Annotated in this window: 27 protein-coding genes; 24 read left to right on the forward strand and 3 right to left on the reverse strand. The window is 37.2% G+C overall.

Annotated elements, in window-relative coordinates; translation table 11 throughout:
• Both LIZ66_RS00005 and LIZ66_RS00010 read left to right on the forward strand, forming a co-directional pair.
• Positions 1-923: Ig-like domain-containing protein (locus tag LIZ66_RS00005; RefSeq protein WP_227199913.1), on the forward strand; the 923-nt coding region annotated here is incomplete at its 5' end.
• 18 nt (positions 924-941) lie between these two features.
• Positions 942-2,021: an Ig-like domain-containing protein gene (locus tag LIZ66_RS00010; protein WP_173770047.1), complete on the forward strand. Its 1,080-nt coding sequence runs from the start codon at positions 942-944 to the stop codon at positions 2,019-2,021.
• Between the two features lie 1,329 nt (positions 2,022-3,350).
• On the opposite strand, the gene LIZ66_RS00015 is transcribed toward LIZ66_RS00010, so the two are convergent.
• Together LIZ66_RS00015 and LIZ66_RS00020 are read right to left on the reverse strand one after the other, a co-directional pair.
• A complete protein-coding gene (locus LIZ66_RS00015) occupies positions 3,351-4,196 on the reverse strand; it encodes an ArdC family protein (RefSeq protein WP_173770046.1) in 846 nt (281 codons plus the stop codon).
• Positions 4,197-4,374: 178 nt separating this feature from the next.
• Positions 4,375-4,572 carry a ribbon-helix-helix domain-containing protein gene (locus LIZ66_RS00020; protein WP_227199915.1) on the reverse strand — a complete coding sequence of 66 codons (198 nt, stop codon included), beginning with the start codon at positions 4,570-4,572 and terminating at the stop codon, positions 4,375-4,377.
• 365 nt (positions 4,573-4,937) lie between these two features.
• Here LIZ66_RS00020 and LIZ66_RS00025 point away from each other — a divergent pair, with 365 nt between their 5' ends.
• From LIZ66_RS00025 to LIZ66_RS00090, 14 genes are all read left to right on the forward strand, one after another.
• Positions 4,938-5,216 carry a hypothetical protein gene (locus LIZ66_RS00025; protein ID WP_148462937.1) on the forward strand — a complete coding sequence of 93 codons (279 nt, stop codon included), beginning with the start codon at positions 4,938-4,940 and terminating at the stop codon, positions 5,214-5,216.
• Positions 5,217-5,309: 93 nt separating this feature from the next.
• Positions 5,310-5,477 carry a hypothetical protein gene (locus LIZ66_RS00030; protein ID WP_173770045.1) on the forward strand — a complete coding sequence of 56 codons (168 nt, stop codon included), beginning with the start codon at positions 5,310-5,312 and terminating at the stop codon, positions 5,475-5,477.
• Positions 5,478-5,542: 65 nt separating this feature from the next.
• Positions 5,543-5,863 (forward strand): hypothetical protein, encoded by a 321-nt coding sequence (locus LIZ66_RS00035; protein WP_173770044.1) that lies wholly within the window; start codon positions 5,543-5,545, stop codon positions 5,861-5,863.
• A gap of 179 nt (positions 5,864-6,042) precedes the next feature.
• Positions 6,043-6,285, forward strand: a complete 243-nt coding sequence (locus LIZ66_RS00040; protein WP_173770043.1) for a hypothetical protein — start codon at positions 6,043-6,045, stop codon at positions 6,283-6,285.
• A complete protein-coding gene (locus LIZ66_RS00045; protein ID WP_173770042.1) occupies positions 6,282-6,443 on the forward strand; it encodes a hypothetical protein in 162 nt (53 codons plus the stop codon). The genes LIZ66_RS00040 and LIZ66_RS00045 overlap by 4 nt, the downstream gene beginning before the upstream one ends.
• A gap of 16 nt (positions 6,444-6,459) precedes the next feature.
• Positions 6,460-6,726: a hypothetical protein gene (locus LIZ66_RS00050; protein ID WP_173770041.1), complete on the forward strand. Its 267-nt coding sequence runs from the start codon at positions 6,460-6,462 to the stop codon at positions 6,724-6,726.
• Between the two features lie 16 nt (positions 6,727-6,742).
• The gene (locus LIZ66_RS00055; protein WP_173770040.1) at positions 6,743-6,898 is read left to right on the forward strand and encodes a hypothetical protein; all 156 of its coding nucleotides are present in this window, start codon (positions 6,743-6,745) and stop codon (positions 6,896-6,898) included.
• Positions 6,899-7,002: 104 nt separating this feature from the next.
• Positions 7,003-7,341 (forward strand): hypothetical protein, encoded by a 339-nt coding sequence (locus tag LIZ66_RS00060; protein WP_148462942.1) that lies wholly within the window; start codon positions 7,003-7,005, stop codon positions 7,339-7,341.
• A gap of 9 nt (positions 7,342-7,350) precedes the next feature.
• Positions 7,351-7,629, forward strand: a complete 279-nt coding sequence (locus tag LIZ66_RS00065; protein ID WP_148462943.1) for a hypothetical protein — start codon at positions 7,351-7,353, stop codon at positions 7,627-7,629.
• Entirely contained in the window at positions 7,626-8,138 is a 513-nt protein-coding gene (locus LIZ66_RS00070; protein WP_227199917.1) for an HNH endonuclease, read from the forward strand. Before LIZ66_RS00065 ends, LIZ66_RS00070 begins: the two co-directional genes overlap by 4 nt.
• Before the next feature lie 12 nt (positions 8,139-8,150).
• On the forward strand, positions 8,151-8,378 hold the full coding sequence (locus tag LIZ66_RS00075; RefSeq protein ID WP_148462944.1) for a hypothetical protein: 228 nt from the start codon (positions 8,151-8,153) through the stop codon (positions 8,376-8,378).
• Between the two features lie 84 nt (positions 8,379-8,462).
• Complete coding sequence (locus tag LIZ66_RS00080) at positions 8,463-8,699, forward strand: hypothetical protein (RefSeq protein WP_148462945.1); 237 nt, start codon at positions 8,463-8,465, stop codon at positions 8,697-8,699.
• Positions 8,700-8,803: 104 nt separating this feature from the next.
• Positions 8,804-9,349 (forward strand): Uma2 family endonuclease, encoded by a 546-nt coding sequence (locus LIZ66_RS00085; protein WP_148462946.1) that lies wholly within the window; start codon positions 8,804-8,806, stop codon positions 9,347-9,349.
• A 14-nt stretch (positions 9,350-9,363) separates the two neighbouring features.
• The gene (locus LIZ66_RS00090; protein WP_306797028.1) at positions 9,364-10,170 is read left to right on the forward strand and encodes a Uma2 family endonuclease; all 807 of its coding nucleotides are present in this window, start codon (positions 9,364-9,366) and stop codon (positions 10,168-10,170) included.
• A gap of 56 nt (positions 10,171-10,226) precedes the next feature.
• Here LIZ66_RS00090 and LIZ66_RS00095 read toward each other — a convergent pair whose 3' ends face one another.
• On the reverse strand, positions 10,227-11,237 hold the full coding sequence (locus tag LIZ66_RS00095) for a helix-turn-helix domain-containing protein (protein ID WP_148462947.1): 1,011 nt from the start codon (positions 11,235-11,237) through the stop codon (positions 10,227-10,229).
• Between the two features lie 640 nt (positions 11,238-11,877).
• Here LIZ66_RS00095 and LIZ66_RS00100 point away from each other — a divergent pair.
• The 8 genes from LIZ66_RS00100 (at position 11,878) to LIZ66_RS00135 (ending at position 17,817) form a co-directional block, all read left to right on the forward strand.
• A complete protein-coding gene (locus LIZ66_RS00100) occupies positions 11,878-12,141 on the forward strand; it encodes a hypothetical protein (RefSeq protein ID WP_227199919.1) in 264 nt (87 codons plus the stop codon).
• A 77-nt stretch (positions 12,142-12,218) separates the two neighbouring features.
• Positions 12,219-12,485 (forward strand): IclR family transcriptional regulator, encoded by a 267-nt coding sequence (locus tag LIZ66_RS00105; protein ID WP_148462949.1) that lies wholly within the window; start codon positions 12,219-12,221, stop codon positions 12,483-12,485.
• A complete protein-coding gene (locus LIZ66_RS00110) occupies positions 12,482-13,549 on the forward strand; it encodes an FtsZ/tubulin family protein (protein ID WP_195409650.1) in 1,068 nt (355 codons plus the stop codon). Before LIZ66_RS00105 ends, LIZ66_RS00110 begins: the two co-directional genes overlap by 4 nt.
• Before the next feature lie 321 nt (positions 13,550-13,870).
• Entirely contained in the window at positions 13,871-14,476 is a 606-nt protein-coding gene (locus tag LIZ66_RS00115; protein ID WP_227199921.1) for a hypothetical protein, read from the forward strand.
• Positions 14,477-14,552: 76 nt separating this feature from the next.
• The gene (locus LIZ66_RS00120) at positions 14,553-14,984 is read left to right on the forward strand and encodes a hypothetical protein (protein ID WP_227199923.1); all 432 of its coding nucleotides are present in this window, start codon (positions 14,553-14,555) and stop codon (positions 14,982-14,984) included.
• Between the two features lie 74 nt (positions 14,985-15,058).
• Positions 15,059-15,667, forward strand: a complete 609-nt coding sequence (locus tag LIZ66_RS00125; RefSeq protein ID WP_227199925.1) for a hypothetical protein — start codon at positions 15,059-15,061, stop codon at positions 15,665-15,667.
• Positions 15,668-15,740: 73 nt separating this feature from the next.
• Entirely contained in the window at positions 15,741-16,418 is a 678-nt protein-coding gene (locus LIZ66_RS00130; protein WP_227199927.1) for a hypothetical protein, read from the forward strand.
• A 139-nt stretch (positions 16,419-16,557) separates the two neighbouring features.
• Complete coding sequence (locus tag LIZ66_RS00135; RefSeq protein ID WP_195409647.1) at positions 16,558-17,817, forward strand: DEAD/DEAH box helicase family protein; 1,260 nt, start codon at positions 16,558-16,560, stop codon at positions 17,815-17,817.
• Positions 17,818-17,834: the final 17 nt, after the last annotated feature.

The following is a 17,834-nucleotide window of genomic DNA, read 5'->3' on the forward strand; positions in this document are numbered from 1 at the left end:
CTTGTGAAGAGGCAGGTAAAACAGAAGGAAGCCATTGTTCAGTTTGTGGGGAAGTTATTGTTCCACAAAGTATAATTCCAGCTACAGGTAAGCATAGTTGGGATGGCGGTAAAGTAACCAAAACTGCTACTTGTGTTGAAAATGGAATAACAACATATACATGTGCAAAGTGTGGGACAACAAGAACGGAAGAAATAAAAGCTCTTGGACATACTATTGTAATAGATCCAGCAGTAGAAGTAACTTGTGAAGAGGCAGGTAAAACAGAAGGAAGCCATTGTTCAGTTTGTGGGGAAGTAATAAAAGCACAAGAGGTTATCTCAGCAACAGGACATAGTTGGGGCGAATGGAAAGTTATTGATGAATCTACATCATCTAAAGAAGTAGTACGTCAACGTGTATGTAAAGTATGTGGAATGCATGATGATGAAATGATTCCTAAATTAAGCCCAGCGCCAACGCCAACAGTAGATCCAATAAATCCATCTACCGTGACAATAACCAAGGGCAAAACTACCATATTGAAACCAGATTCTTCTTGGAAAAATGTTAAATATTCTTCATCCAATAAAAAAGTTGCTACAGTTGACAAAAAAGGTAAAGTAAAAGCAGCAGCGGCAGGTATAGCTAAGATTACTGTTAAGTCTGGTTCTGAGAGTATTGTCTATACAATTACTGTTCCAGGAACAACAGCTATAAAGGGCATTAAGTCTTCTGTTTCTATTAAGAAGGGCAAGCGTTATACTTTGAAGCCGAAGCTGAGTTACACAGAAAAAGCAGATAAAGTTACCTATAAATCTTCAAACAAGAAGATTGCTACTGTTTCGAAAAAAGGTGTTATAAAAGGCAAGAAAAAAGGTACTGCAACAATTACAATCAAGTCTGGTAAAATAACCAAGAAGTGCAAAGTAAAAGTTAAGTAATGTATGGAGGAAAAACGCATGGAAAAGAAGCAAGGATTTCTGAAGAAGTTTTTGGTGGTAATGATCGCAGTATTCTCATTGACTTTATTATCACCAGAAGTAGCAACACAGTTAGGAACAATGCAAACAGTACAGGCTGCAGTAAAAATTAGTTCCAAGTCTTTGATAATGGTAAAAGGTCAGAAAAAGACTTTGAAATTAAAAGGGACAAAGAAAAAAGCAAAATGGAGCAGTAGTAAAAAATCTGTGGCAACTGTATCTTCTAAGGGTGTGGTTGTTGGCAAGAAAAAAGGTATAACAGTGATTACTGCAAAGGTTGGAAGTAAAAAGTACACTTGCAAAGTCACTGTTGAAACGCCAAAGCTCAATAAAAAGTCTGTTACAATAAATGTGGGTAAGACATACCAGCTGCAATTGACAGGAACTAGACAAAAGATAAGTTGGTCAAGTAATAATCAAAATATTGTAACAGTTTCTAATAGTGGCGTAGTATTAGGTAAAAAGGCAGGAAAGGCAACAATTTCTGCTAAAATTGGGGGAAAGGTATATTGTTGTACAATTACAGTAAAAAGCAATCCAACTGTAAATATAAATTTGGGAGAATTAACTGGAAGAATAGAAAATGTCAAAAGAAAACCTGACTATCAGGCTGAGGTAATTTTAATACCACTTAATGGTTCTGCTAAAGAATTGTATTTGACTGATACATGGGATTGGGCTGTTGCAGATTTAGGAGAATATAATAAATATAACATATATGCAGGAGATGTATATGTAGCAGGAACTTATACAATAAAAAATATTAATCCTGGTAAATATGTATGCTTAATTAAGTCAGATTATTATGATGGAAATAATGATACTGAAGATCCAGATCTATTCGACAGTTTTTTTGAAGAATGTTTATCTAAACAAAACATTAATTATTTACGCGAATATGTAAGCGGTTATGTATATAACATTTATCCTGAAATAGTAATTAATCCAAATAAAACAACAAAATTGGATGAGTATTTCTGGTATTATGATGCAATTCAGGATGATGACGATTTAGATGATGATGATTTGGATTATGATATAGATAATAAGTATGACTAAAAATATTAATTATATTCTATAAGAGATTGTTTATATCTAAAAGGGATGTAACCTCACACCGAGGCTGCATCCCTATTTTTTCGCTTCCAGAATCACCATAAAATTCGACTTTTATCTGCTTCGGATTCTGCTGCTATTTTTGTGCATAAAGAAATCCCCAGACTGCCTATATCTGGGGAAATCCGTGTTGTTACTCCTATACCGGTACGGAAAGGAGGTGTTCCGTTTGGATTTATTCTTTCATTCCTTTATAAGAATAGCACATACAGTTCTAAGAATCAATATAAGAAATGACGTTCCTAGTCCGTTATATCGTATCGGGCTATTTTTCCAGTCAGTGTGCAATTAAACCACATTCACCCCTTCAGACAAAACCGAAACGGCGCAAAGATTAAAAGTACCCCCACCCTACCTATACCATACTAAAATACTATGATATATCGGCAGCAACGCACACAAGCCCAATAACCACACAATCAAAGAACCATACACGACCAACAACATATATCAGGAAAAAGTGTTCTGCATAGCTTCAGGACTGGCAGACATAGAAAAAGACATTCCCACAGCTTACCCAGATATAACCCAGACTGTACAATATCAGCCCAGATCACCACAAACCAGATAACCATACATCCCACAGCAGACAAGAACCATATAACGTTATCATGTCAGAGCGGATCACAGTACAAGTCCCAGATTTTCACATAGTAAATCAATCCACCCAAACAATCACAGCCCAACACACCCACACAGCCCGATTATTACACAACCACATTCCCATTTTAGGAATCTGTGTCAATCTGGTATAACATTCTGCACTACTCAGTAATAAGCTCTACAATCAAACAAGATCCCACTCTTAGCAGAATACCACATATCAAATCATCATATCGCACCACAGCCCCTTTTTCATTCACTAGGATTTTCTCAGTGAGTACCAGACAACCTGATATAACAATTCGTTCTGTCAGATCACATTATCAGACACAGCCCACGCCAGGTACACAGAACACCACACACCAGATCACAGCCCGACACAATAAAAAGCCCATAGGACAATATAAGCCTATGGACTGTATAACTCATGGATCATTATAGATAACACCGTGTCATTGTATTGTATATCTCTTGTTATGGTCTGCATTATATCAACAGTATATACCATAGCACTACACCACATTCACAGCAGATACCACAATCATTTTCTTCTGATCCGACACAGCGCAAGCATAACAGACCAGAAATGAACCATAGCCAACACAACCGGAAGCAACACCGGAAGCCATAACGCAAAAAAAGAAGCGGTATATTGCAACCGCCTCTTTATTACTCTATGCCTAATATGTAATTGACTGCTTTTTCTGCTTTACTACTTGCAGATACGATAAACTTGTTATCGTTCCTGAGAACCTGAAGCCAACTTTCAATGTATGAAGCACTATTTTGAAATGTTCCTTTTGTTTCAATTCCCAGATGATTTATAAGGAATGCACTTCCAAGCTCTGCAACTAATTCTTCTTTGCTGTAGATTTCAGAACCAAATGGAGCGAGTTCTTTTATATCTCTATCAAGTCTTTTCTGAGCGCCTGTTGAATGTGTAATTTCATGGAATGCTACCTGATAGAATGAATTAATGTTCTTGTATTGTTCCTTAAGTGGTACAACTACTGTATCGGTCATAGGTCTATAAAAGGCTTTATCACTTATACACTCTTTGAATGTGATATGCTCCCGATCCACATAATTTTTTATAATTCTGTCTGCTTCCTCTATAGGTTCAATCTCTGTATTGAGCTTTTCTTTCAGTGGCTCAACGCCTTCAACTTGTGAGATGTGGAATACATTGTAATATCTGAGAAGTGGGAGCTTCTTCTTTTCAATCTCGCCTTTATCGTTTTTCTCTTCTACATCAATGATCTTCCAGAAGACTACTATTTCAGATTTAGCACCTTTTTTGATGTGACCGCCTAAATTTTTCCATTGATGAAAAGTGGCGTACTCTCCGGATTTTTCCAATATAGCTTGATTTATAAGGCTGTAAGGCTTTTTGCTAACTCTGTTGAATGCACCAGACCGAACACCAGTCCAAGGCTTTTGCCATGGAATTGTTCCCTGTTCTAACTGTTTAATGATTCTTTCTGTTACCATTTCGTATACGTTTAAGCTTGCCATATGCTTGACCTCCTATTGTGTGGTGCTGTAGTTCCTTTGTTGAGATCAATTATATATTAGTACCAATATAATTTCAATCCGCATTTTATCCAAAATGTAAATAACAAAATTAGACAAAATGTATAATAGTACCAATATATTAAACTGCATAAAAAAAGGGCATAGCCCAATTTTTAAATTACTGATTGTTCAGGTCGCGATCCATTTTTTCCTTTATAGCTGTACGAATAAATCCGGCTTTACTATCATAATGAAATTCTTTCAGGTGATTTTCTAAAGCTTCAGCTTCAGTATTTGGCATGGATAACTTTACCTGTTTGTAATTAGTATCAAAATATTTTTTACTTGCTTTTTTCTGGGCTTCAGAAACTGTCATATATACACCTTCTTTCTTAATCTACATATATATTAGCACTAATATAAAAAGCAGTCAACAGGAACTAAAAAAAGATATATTGGTACATATATACAAAAACACAACTATTGGTACTAATATATTTTGTGAAACATTACGTCTTGAAAATATAGTGGTACCAATATATACTAGAGCCATAAACAAAACAGCAACACACAAACGAAGAACAACGGCGAAGGGTGAAAACGAAGTAGCACAAGCACACCGGAGACACCTACATAATACCGAAAAGAGATAAGCAAAGATGCCTAGCAGTCGAGATTGGTTTAAAGCTCACCGGAGCTGAGTTCTTCCAATAAGAATAAAAGGACATGGAGGAAAAACATATGTGTACAACAATGAACGAATTAGAAAAAGTCGTAGCTGATTACAGATCACTTAAAGCAATGAAAGAAGAGCTTGACGCACAGTTAAAAGACGCAGAGCGTGAGATGATTTCTTACTTAGACAATAACAACAAACTTTCAGAATCCGGTAAAGATTTCACTATAAAAGTTTCAACTTGCGAGCGCCGAACACTGGACAGTAAACAGCTTGAAGCAGACCTCGGAAGTCTTGCAGATTACCAGAGAGTAAGCCAGTACAGAAGACTATACGTCAGATAAGTGGTCACAGCCACTATAAACAGGGCTTCAGGCTGTGAGCGTTGACCGTCAGAAATGGCGGTCAGGTAGTCAGACAGAAGGAGGAACAACAACATGAAAGAAACAAGATATATCAGCTACGAGGAGCCATTAAAAGGCAGAAGTTTTACAATTAATCAACTTCACGAAGTGTACAGAGATCTTGCAGACAAAAAAGAATATCCAGATTTTGACTGTTGGTTTACAGATATGTTGAAATCGGGAGTGTTTGAAACAATTTAATAGTAGAACAAGAGGCTGTCAATCGGGCAGTCCCGACAATATAAAATCACAGGAGGAAAACAACAATGATGTATTGCGAGTTTATTGACATTTCCGAATACGGAGAAAACTATATCACATTCACAGAGTATCACGATTATATTGAGCCTATTTACATGGATGCAGACTTATCCAAACAGGACTTTGTGGCATTACTGAAGGAGACTATACACCAGATGGTTGAGCCAGTAGTACAGCGAGCAATCCATAATATACCTTTACCGGATAAGTTAGCAATCGCCTTTAGTGACGAAGAGCCGGTTGAGCTTCTGGATCGTATTGCAAAGATTGACTTTGAAGCGCGAAAACTTGTGTATCAGTATTTGAAGCTGATGTTGACAATCTAGTATTAAATAGCTGTCCTATCGGCTTATCGGGGAGAAAGGTGTAGCCCATGTACAGAGTATCATTTAGTAAGCCTGGTTGTGAATATACCAGATCTTTTGACACAGCCACAGAGCGTGATAAGTTCACTGAGAGTATGAGAAAAGCTGGATATCATGTTACGACTTGGGAGGTGTAGCACATGAAGGACGCAATAAAGACCTTGTATGAACACTGGATAAACGTACATACAACCACACCAGCAGAGAAGTCAGCTTTTGAAGTAATCAATGAAGCTGCTAAAGGTCAAGCAGAACATGATCCGTTGTACGCAGCCATTGTGGATTATTCAGAAGTAATCCAGTATGAGGCTTTTAAAGAGGGTGTGCTTACAGCCTTGAGCTTATTGCACCCATTACCAGAACAGGGGGACAATAATATATGAAGGAATACGGTTTATCTGATGAAGAATTAAAAGCACTTGGAGAAAAAACAGTAGCGAGCGGAAAAAATCTATTGTTGGGTGGAAAGTCAGAGCCTAAGCAAGAACCGCAGGAAATGTGGGATGGAGATTTTGATTTCTTGATGGACTTCTGGTTTTAGAAAGGGGGGCAGAGCAATGACAGACTTAGGAAATAAAGTAATGGAATCCATGTTTGACGCATGGTGTGATGATAGATGCAAAGAAATCACGCCAGATCACAATGATTACAGTCATAATTTGGATGATGTTGTGCAATACATATGTGAGCTAACCGGAGCTTCCAGAGAGCAGAAATACCGCATTGAACATGAGCTTGAAGATCTTGTAAATCGGACAGAGAAGAACACTTTTGCAGATGGCTTTTACATAGCTATGGCGGTAGCAACAGGAAAATTATTTTAATAGCGAGGTGGTAGATATGACGCAGAATGTAAATATTGCAGTAAAAACAGAGTCAGGACAGGTAAAGAAGATAAGCCATGGTGTGATCTTCCAGCCTGAGACACAGTTTAAGGGTGGATCTGTTAAATGGTTTGATGATTCTAAGCTTATTAAGCCAGAATACAGAAAATAGAACAGTCGTTTGAGCGACTATAAATAGGACTTTAGGCTCAAAGCGTTCCCATCTACATAAGGTGGGAGGTAGTCGGCTAATACATAAGTAGGAGGGAATTAAAGATGGAAGCGGTAAGAGAACCCGAAGTAATCCGGTTATACAGAGAAGATGAAGTTGTTGAGCTTGTTGCAAATTATCTTCTGTCAAATAAGAAGCATGAGCAAGAGAGACAGCGTAAACAGAAAGTAAAGCAGATTGTAAGCAGACAACGTAAACGTCAGCTATTAAGGGAATTGTTGATCTCATTTCTGAAGCAGATCATAGCTATTGTTTTTATTGCACTGTTTCCGTGGGTTATCTGCAAAGTAACCGGCGATTCAGAATATTACAATATGTATTTGATGGCTGCGCCGATTGCGCTAGGAATGATTTATCAGTTAATCAAGGGAAGTTGGAGGTAATAAGGCAAAATGAGAAGATTACATTGTGTATTTCAGGACGGATTGATTCTTGGAATCTGGATGTGTCCTGATGAAAGATTCTATTACCATATTGCAGAGGCAGACGCAACAGAACCACTCACAAAAGAAGAGATATGGGAAATGCTTGATTATGCAGTGGCATTCCACAAGGGAACTGGTACAGTCAACTATTTCTGGGATATGATGGCAGAATTGGTTAAGCCTGAAGATTTACAGATATTAAAGGAACGAGCAGAAGCAATTGTTGAAGGGGGAGCAGACAAATGATAGTTATTACAAATGGAACAGAGTACATATATTTAGACGAAGAGCACCAGATCCAGAAGACAACAGATATAAGTAAAGCAAAGACATTTACATTCAAGGGATGCAGTATTTTCATAAGGGAAAACGTCAAGGCAACCAAGGGCTTTTATGCCTATGACACGGAAACACAGCGTATCTGTTACAGACGAAAGAAGAAAAAGTGTTTCCCAAAGACCACAAGAATGATGATTTACAATCAGGCAGACGGACGTTGTGTATTATGCGGAAGAAAAATCAAATATGAAGATATGACTATAGACCATATCAGACCTACGTCATTGGGTGGATCAGATTCAGTGGAAAATCTTCAGTGCACATGTCGAACATGCAACACCTTCAAAGACAAGATGCTCCCGGACACATTCTTTGATCGGATCAACGAAATCTATCTGTATCAGATGCAGAGAAAGTATGGCAAGAAACTTAAATGGAAACTGGCGAATAAATTAATTAAGAGTATGGCACGGTAGGAGGACAAGACAATGTGGACGAGAGAGATTTTAGATTATATAGAATACAATAAATGGAAAGATGAGCTTGTACCTGAGAGACTGAAGTGCTTCTTCACAACCTGGGCGTATGAGTATAGAATCGGGAAAGATCAGGACGAATGCGAAAGCTTACTGAAGAGAATCTATGAGAATGCAGAGGTAGCAGGATTTATGGACTACGAAGAGTTCAAGGAATACATGCTTCAGTTTGTGAAGTAGGATTGCACAGGGGAGTAGAAATTATCGACTCCCCTATTGAACTAACAGACAGGTAGCAGGACATAATAAAGGAGCAGAAGCACAATGAGCGGAAAACTTGATAGACGAGATGAAGTCCGGTTTATTGCCTGTCTGGAAGCAAACCATTATATTCCAGATAATAAAAAAGGCAGTGGCGGTAGCCATTACAAGTACATATCAACCCTGACTGGATATCATGTAGAGATCAAGCATAAGCAGAATATTATGATAACCAAAAGGCTGATAAGGGAAGTAAGACAAGATTTAGAGCGGAACGGCTACAGCTGTATTCCATACTGATCCACTGCTGCCTGGGCGAAATTCATTGATAATACAATGGAAAACAGCTATAATGGGAGTAGATTAAAATAAATGTTGGAGGACAAAAAGGAAGGTGACTGTAAATGCCAGCTTTAAAGGAAAATAAAAAGTATACTATAGAGGATATCATGGCATTGCCAGAGAATGAACATGCAGAACTGATTGACGGTCAGATTTATTATCAGGCAGCTCCAAGCCGTAAACATCAGGATATATCAGGTGAACTGTATGCAACTATCCATGATTATATCAAGAGAAATGGTGGACAATGTAAGGTATATCATGCTCCATTTGCAGTATTACTTAATGATGATGATTCTGTTTATATTGAGCCTGATATTTCGGTAATCTGTGACCGTAACAAATTATCAGATCGTGGCTGTGAGGGTGCGCCCGATTGGATCATTGAGATAGTTTCACCAGGAAGCCGCCGTATGGACTACATGATTAAATTGTTTAAATATCGTACAGCAGGAGTCCGTGAGTATTGGATTGTGGACTATGCAAAAGACATGGTAATGGTATATAACTTCGAGCAGAACGAAATGGAAACCTATACCATGGCAGATAAAGTACCAGTAGGTATTTATGATAATCTGGTAATTGATTTTGCGGAAATGGATATATAAGGGAGTTGGTTTGTATGATGTACCCATATATTACATTGCCAGATGAAACAGAGATTGTACATTCGCAGATTGTAACTGAATCTGGAAAACAGAAAGTAATTGTTAATTTTGAACGTCCGACAGAAACAGGATTTGACTCTGCTAGGTGTGAGATTCCAGGGAATACGTGGATTTCTGTTGTAGGATATTCTTCTGAGGAGATCAGAAGATTTGAGGAATTTCTACAAGACAATGTGGAGAATATTATGGAGAAAGCAAAAGCTAAACAGAAATCTTACTGCGACAGCAACATCAAAGAAGAGAAGATAAATGGTGTGACTTACACAATTCCAAAATCTGAAGCATACCAACATGGTATTGTAGCCGGGAACATTAGCACAATAATACACTATGGACTTTCAAAAGGAAGCTTGGTCTTTACTGGCAATTTGGATTACCGATATCATCCAGCCGTAAATGATGATTATGTTGTCCCTGATGTGCTTGTGGTACATGACCGTAAAAACCTTAGAGACACATATTATTGTGGAATCCCAAAGTTTGTTGTGGAGATTGTAAGTCCGGCTACAGTTCTACACGATCGGAAGGACAAGCTGAAGATTTATCAGGAAGCAGATGTTCAAGAATATTGGATTATATCATCAATGGAACGGTCTGTTGAGATTTATTATCTGGTAGCAGGACGGTATGTGTTACAAGATTGTTATATTCTTCAGGATGATTCGGAAGAAGATTATTACAATGCAGATCAGGTGATTACATTGAGGGAATTTCCGAATATCAGTCTGACGCTGGCAGAGATTTTTGAGAATAGGGATTGAGCATAAAAAGAGGGCTGCCGGGATGATCGGTAGCCCATAGTGGGTAAATGTAAATATTAAACAGGATCGTTTATTTTGGAGACATTTTCTAAGACTTCTTTAGCAGAATTGTATAAATCTTTAGGAATATATTTCTCAACATTAGGGAGTGCTAATTCCTCTTGTCTGTCGGATAGCCAATAATAGCATATAGTAATTAGATGGCTAAAAGCTCTTCCGGTGTTGATTTCTGGGAGGTATGGTATGCCATCACCAAGTGTATGAGGTTGAATTTCATTGATTAGATAGACAACAGAAGAATAAAACAAATTGCGGAGACTTTCTAAGTTAGGATCTTGCATATCTTTTAAGTTTGAGATAACTCCTAAAATTGATTTTAAATTATCCAAAGCAATTTTTCCTGTTTTTTTATTTCTTTCTATTTGTTTTTTCTCTTCGTCCAAATAAACAGCAACAGTTTCAAGACTGTTATTTTTTACTACTAAATCGTTGAATTTTGCAGCAAGTTGGAGTAAATCACTGAGAACAGAATTAAATTCTTCTGGGTGCATAATACTTGTACAATATGTTGGCAAATATAAGGTAGAAAAAGCAAGTTCAGGATTGACAACGATAGAGCGCTGAAAATGCAAAAGAGAAGTTAGTATTGCCTGTTGATGATGTGTATTTGCCCAATTAAATTGTTGGGTAATTCGATTTCGTATATCCTTCAGTAAGTCATCTAATTCTGATTCCAGATATAAAAAGTCCAACATATCTTCATATTGATCTTCAATATCAATTAGTTCATACCAATTTTTTATTTTTCCAGCAATAGGTTGATTGATAATTCTTTCCACATAGTCAAGTATATTTTCCTCGTCATCATCATCTAACAGAATTTTGTAAATAGAAATTAAATCCTCTTTGCTAATCTTTTTAGTTTTACCACTTTCAATATTGGCAAGCCAATACTTAGAATGTCCACTTTCTTCAGAGAGATCAGAAGCTGTATATTCGATTTCTTTTCGTTCTTCTATAATATTATTGCGTAACTGGTCAGTAATAGTAATTTTTTCTGTAGCCATGTTATCCCTCCATTCAATATTTAATATTACAATAGAAGTACAAGAAAGTCAATTAAATGTGTATTAGTATAAAAATTACTAAAATGTACAAAATACTATTGACATATCAGTTTGTACGTGATATGATGCTAACCATAGAAACAAAAAAAGATCAATGCACGCCAATGCACTGATCTTCACATGAAACGATACGCCAATACCGTTTCATATAATATGCACAGATCATCATAAATGAAGAATCCATACATAACCTTCGACAAGTTAAGTATAGTCTATTTTTCATTTCGTGACAATCCGAAACGTTTGTTCGGATATTCTGTCATATTACCCAATACATAAAAACCTATATTAGATAGGAAGAAACATAATCAAGAAACACAATCAAGCAACGCAATCAATATCGCACCATGACAACTTTATACCTGCATCTTTACCACAGCCCACAGGACTATTTTTATTTCTTTCAGTGAGACTGCTTTATTTTTTGCACCCTTTTTTAGGAAACAATATCAATGTGCATTTTGCAGAATGAGATTCCTGAGAAATCGGAAGTAGAGAATGAACCAGATCACCATATTTTTTTACACAGTGGGTTACAGCTGAGATAAAGGTAGACAAAAACTTAATAGGGAGGAACTTTATGGAACTATCGAGATCAGATTTTCAAATCCTGAACGTGCTGAAAGAACACAAGTGTACGAACTATCAGGAAAGCATGACACTACAGGAGATTATACCAGAGTTACTATTTTCCAGAGTTACTGCTTACAAGCGTTTGAAGAAACTATGTGACATGGGATATACCGCAAAGGGCTGTCAGGCGGAGCAAGCCGATACTTATTACATCCTGGACAAGGGTATTCGTGTAGCGGACATAAAAGACATAACAGAGTTGGAGTCGTGATATGTTGGTGTAATGTTTACGCAATGCCAAGATACATAAAAGTCAATATGAAGATATAGGAAGGATAGATTGTATATATGACAAATAAATTAAACAGATCAGATTACCTCATTCTGGACACACTACATGGTTCCAATATGACAGATCAATTTCATAGTATGACAATTGAAGAGATCATGGAAGAGACAGGAAATGTTCTTGGAGTTCGAATGACAGTATACCGCATGGTAACTAAGCTGGTGAAGCTTGGCTATCTTGAAAAAGGTGTTATGGACAACCATGCAAACACCTATTATTTAACAAATGATGGTCGCAAATTATTCAAGGAGGATAAAGCAGAATGAAGATCAGAGAGAATTGTTACATGTTAGGGATTGGAAGCACCGGAGGAAAAATCTACAAAGAATTTGTACTGCGTCATTATAAAGGGGCTGCTGCAAATGGTAGCGAACAGGATCACAAAGCGCTTGGAGACGTACCAAACAAATATACCTTACAAGGCTTTGATGGATTTGGTGGACACCGTGAAAGAGCTATGGATTGTCTGGCTGGAAACGAAGATTTCATCAAATTTGTTGAAGGAATCAAAGAAGACATTGTGTTTATTCTCTTTGCCGGAGGAGGTTCTACTGGATCAGGCTGTGCGCCAATTGTTGCAGAAATGCTCCTGGAAGAAAAAGACGAAGATGGTAATCCGGTGAAGACAGTGTGCCCGGTGATTGCGTTACCTGCATCTGGAGAATCCTTGGCAAAACATAAGAACGCTTATGAGACAGTGCAGGAGCTTCAGGAAATAGAAGGTTTGGGAGCAACATTCTTCTTAAATAATGACAGCAACGAGAATTACGATTATATCAACAAGAATTTTGCAAGTATGCTGGATGAATTTCTTTCAAATGAGAGTTACGGCAGACAGAACAATTTTGATGAATCAGAGCGTCTGGAAATGTTGAAAGACAGCGGAGCAATGGTCCTGAGCGTAACAGGAGATGGAACAGATAGCAAGATCAAGCTTGAAAAGCTGACTAAGAGTGGAATCTTTGCACCAATCGAGGATAACTACATCTGTGAGAATATCGGTATCATTCATTCCAAAAATGACAAGTCAGATATTGATTCTGAGGATGTAATTGCAGAAGTTGGGAAACCAGATAATGTATTTGAGGGGTTCAATGGCAGGAAGACAATCATTGCTGCAAGTGGCTTGGATTATCCGGTATCTCATGTAAAGAAGCTTGGCGAATTGGCTGTAAAAGCTAATGCGGAACGTATGAGAAATAAGAAAAGCACCAGAGCAAAGCTTGGTTCACTGGAATTACCGGAAATAGATATAACAGAGCAGAAAGAAGAACCTACAAAGAAGAAAATGACAAAGCTGGAACTTCTGAAAAAGAGAAGAGGACAGTAAAGATTAAGTACATCTTATGTTATGTCAGAGAAAAGTCATGTATCAATGGTGAGGATAAATGAGATATGGAGAAGCAGCATAATGACTTAGTTGTGTTACAAGCTAACGGTTTAATTCATCTGGTCGGAAAATCTGAAAATAGAATGCCAGAATCAAGATTCGTAGGCGGTACAGTTCCATGGTTTGACGACAGCAAACTTTTGAAGATCAACCGAACCGGAAAGTCAGCCAGAGGGTATGAAGTAAACAAATAATCGGATTCAGGCAGTAGATATAAAAGCTGCTGCCTGGAAGATCAAAGAAGAGAAGGAGAATACGGATATGAGGACACCTAAAGAATACACGCAGAATTTGAAGCAGAAAATTATCACTAAACAGATGTTAGCCGATTGCCTTTATAGCGTGAATAAAAGGGCAAAGAACTGTAGAGACAATGAGCATAAGTATTCCAAATATAGAACCGATTACTACGGTAACGCAGACAATTATCGTCAGCAGAAAGAGGAATACTACAGCCAGAAAGATAAAATGCTTACATTACTGAAGCCAAATTGCATCCATGAAACAACAGAGTACCACAAAGAGCGTGTATACGACTATGAGCCAGAATATTATGAGATTTACGATAGCGGTAATTATTTGAGAAGTAGTGGTTACTATGATAAGGAATTACACGAATATGTAGAGTTTGTTGTGGTCAATGTTCCGCATACCTCATATTATCTGTTCTATGATTTAGGAACCCACAGTTTCCATACACCAATTGAGCAGTCTGATTTGAAGAAATATTCGGAATTGCAAGTTGTCGATATTGGAGAACTGAATACATACGGCGAAGAGATTACAGAGCTGGTATCTAATCAGTTTGTTGCAAAGTTAATGAGTCTGATTCGAAGTGGTGATTTCAGATTAGTTTTTTCGGAATAAAACGGAATCAAAGACAGAAGTAAGTAACAGTCGAAAGGCATTATATAAAATTTCAAAATCAAAGGAGAATACGACTATGAGTAACAAATTAGTGAAGAGAAACAATATGGAGAACGTAACTTTTGAGGCACTGGGACTGGATAGCACTAAGAATTTCTTAGTAGCGCCGAAATCTGAAGGAAAGAAATACTTTATGCGAACTGAAGATATTAAACAGGCAAGCGGAGATATGCTTATGGAACAAGATTTTCAGGTAGGCGGTATTCTGGTACTCAGAAAGAATGGTGATGTACTGTTTACACTGAAGAAAGGACTGACAAATAATGATATCCTGTTATGTACACTAGATATTGGTAGTGATCCAGTGGAAAAGTGCAACCAGTATTTGCAGGAATCTTTACAGACTATGGAGAAAGAGTTAGGCATGGAAGCAGGATATCTGGATCTGAAGCATTGCGGTATTCTGGTCGAAATTGCCAAAGATACCTACAAGGTGATCGAAGAGTAATTACCCATATAAATAAGATGTAACCCACACGGCGGTAGACCTACCACAATCTACCGCCAGGAAGGAGAGTGTGCATGAAACCACCAAAAGAATACCTGAAGAATCTGAAGCACCATACGATCACAGAAAAGATGTTATCCGATTGCATTTACAGCATAAATAACAGAGCACTCAACAGTCGTGATAACGAATATAAGTATACACATTATGTCCCTGATACTTACGGTAATGCTAATAAGTACCGCAAGAAAAAGCTGGAATACTACAGCATGAAGAAAGTCCTGCTGTCAATCCTGGAACCATCCCGTATCCAAAAGTGTGAAGTCCTGCAACGTAAGCGTACATATGACTATGAGGAAGGTTACGAAGAAATCCTGAAATCTGGTAACTACGTCAACAACAGTGGCTTCTACGATCCAGACAGAAAGGAACATGTTGAATTCGTGGTGCAGATGATTCCGCAGACAGTCTACTATCTGGTCTATCAAGTTGGTAACTGCAGTTTTCGCCTGCCGATTCAACAATCAGATGTAATCCGTAGACCTGATCTGGATGTTAAGGATGCAGGAAGAATCCCACCTGTTTACGGAGATATCACAGTAGATATGTTATCCGTACAGTTTGTGGAAAAAGTATTGAAACTTGTGAAAAGCGGAAATTATACGTTGCAATTAGAAGAATAAAACGAAACAGAAAACAGAAGTAAATAGTGAAAAGACAGCAGTGACGGAATATAAAGAATGAGAGGAAGATATCATGGCAAAATTGGATGAGTTGTATGACGCAGATACGGCAAGTGATCTATTTATGGAAATAACAAATGAAGGTGACTACATTTATGAAGAAGAATATGGCTATGAAAGTGATAGATGGGCTTTTGATAATGAGGATGAGCATTTTCCAGCATACGTTTTGGTAAGAAAGTACAAAGAAAAGTATTATGTATATATAGACTATATTGAAAACGAATATCCAGATTATCCAGAGGTTTTTGACGAATTGGAACCTGCATATGAGCTATTTAAAACACTTATACATACAGGAATTCCTTCTGGAAAAATACAGATTGAAAACTGTAAGAAGCAACTTATAGAGCCGGATTTAATTGATATTCAGTGTGAATCGACATATAGTAACTGCATTTGTTTTCGAGTATATTATGGTGGCGATCTGCTTATGGAACACTTATCTGGACTTTATGCTGATGAAATTAATGTTGCAATCAAAGCGTATAAAGATTTTTGTAAAAGATACAATATTCAAATTTGGAATGTTTCAAAAATTCGTCCATGGAACAGCAATCAGAGATATTACAAAATCGAATTTAGCAACGGTGAAGAAACACTATTCCATATTCCATCTGTGATGCAAGGGCAGAAAAGGACAGTTGTTAGCCTGATAAAGAAGAACAATATTGTAAAGAAAGCACTTTAAAATGTCCCTTCCGGTGGTTAAAGATAATCGAATCACCGGAAGGAATTCTAAGAATAAATCAACAATTAAATTAGAAGTAACAGGTGGAGGAAGATAAGAATGAAATCAAAATATTTTAAATTATTGGAGGAGACAATTTATGAGTACAGAAGAAAGAACAATTACAATCGTAGACGATATTATGGGATCTGGCAAAAGCACCTGGGCGATCAATTACATTAATGACAATCCAGATAGGAAATTCCTTTGCATTGTACCACTTCTGTCAGAATGCGAGAGATTCAAGGATGGCACAGACATTGATATTGTTGATCCGGAGAAATGGGGTTCCAAATGGAAACATTTCAGATGGCTTGTAGAGAATGAAAAGAATATTGTCACAACGCATTCGCTCATTCAGAAGATGGACCTGGATATGCTGGAACTGCTGAAGAGTAAGGACTATGTTCTGATAATTGATGAATGCCTGGATGTACTTGATACCTATAAGATAACCAAGGATGATATGAAGATTATTTTTGAGCAGAAGCTTGTCTCTCTGGATGATAAGGGCTTTCTAATCTGGAATGATGACAAGAAGTATAAAGGTGTATTCGGAGACATCAAGCGCTTGTGCAGTTTCAAGTCACTTATGGGATTTAAGAAAGAAGACAGCGAAGAACTGGCAAGAATCATCATGTGGAATTTTCCAGTAGACTTCTTTAAGTGTTTTGAAGAGAGCTACATCTTTACATATCTGTGGGAAGGTAGCATTCAGAAGTCATACTTTGATATTCACGGCATTCATTACGAGAAGTATATGCTGGACTATGACAGAAAATTGATTAAGCATAATCAAGAACTGGAATATGAGAAGCGTAGAAAAGTGGTTGACCTGATAAACATTTATGAGGGCAAATTCAATAAGATTGGCACTAAGATTGGAAAGACTAATCCGTTATCAAAATCCTGGTACGAAGATAAAAGAAAGAATGATAAGGATGCTTTGGAACAGTTGAGATTAAATACAGAAAATTTCTTTAGGTCTTATACAAAGACAAATTCCGAAGATAATATGTACACAACATTTGAGCCATACTGCGAATATATAAAGGGTAAGGGATATGCGAAAGGATTTTTACCATGTGTTGCAAAATGTGCAACGGAGAAATATGAAAATAAGAAGTCATTAGCATACTTGGTGAATTATTTCCTTCCGGTGGAAATCCGGGAAATTGTCAATCAGATTTTTGTGGATTTTGATGTAGATATGTGTACTTTAAGATATTTACTAAAGTGGATTGAAAAGAGTCAAATTTACAACGGTAAACCAATTGATATTTATATCCCAAGTGAGCGCATGAGAAATTTGCTAATTGGTTGGATCAAAGAATGTAAAATCAAGGGAGAATTGAGATAAAGGAGAAAAGTGTAAAT

It is taken from the genome of Blautia faecis (assembly GCF_020554845.1).
Taxonomy (GTDB): domain Bacteria; phylum Bacillota; class Clostridia; order Lachnospirales; family Lachnospiraceae; genus Blautia_A; species Blautia_A faecis.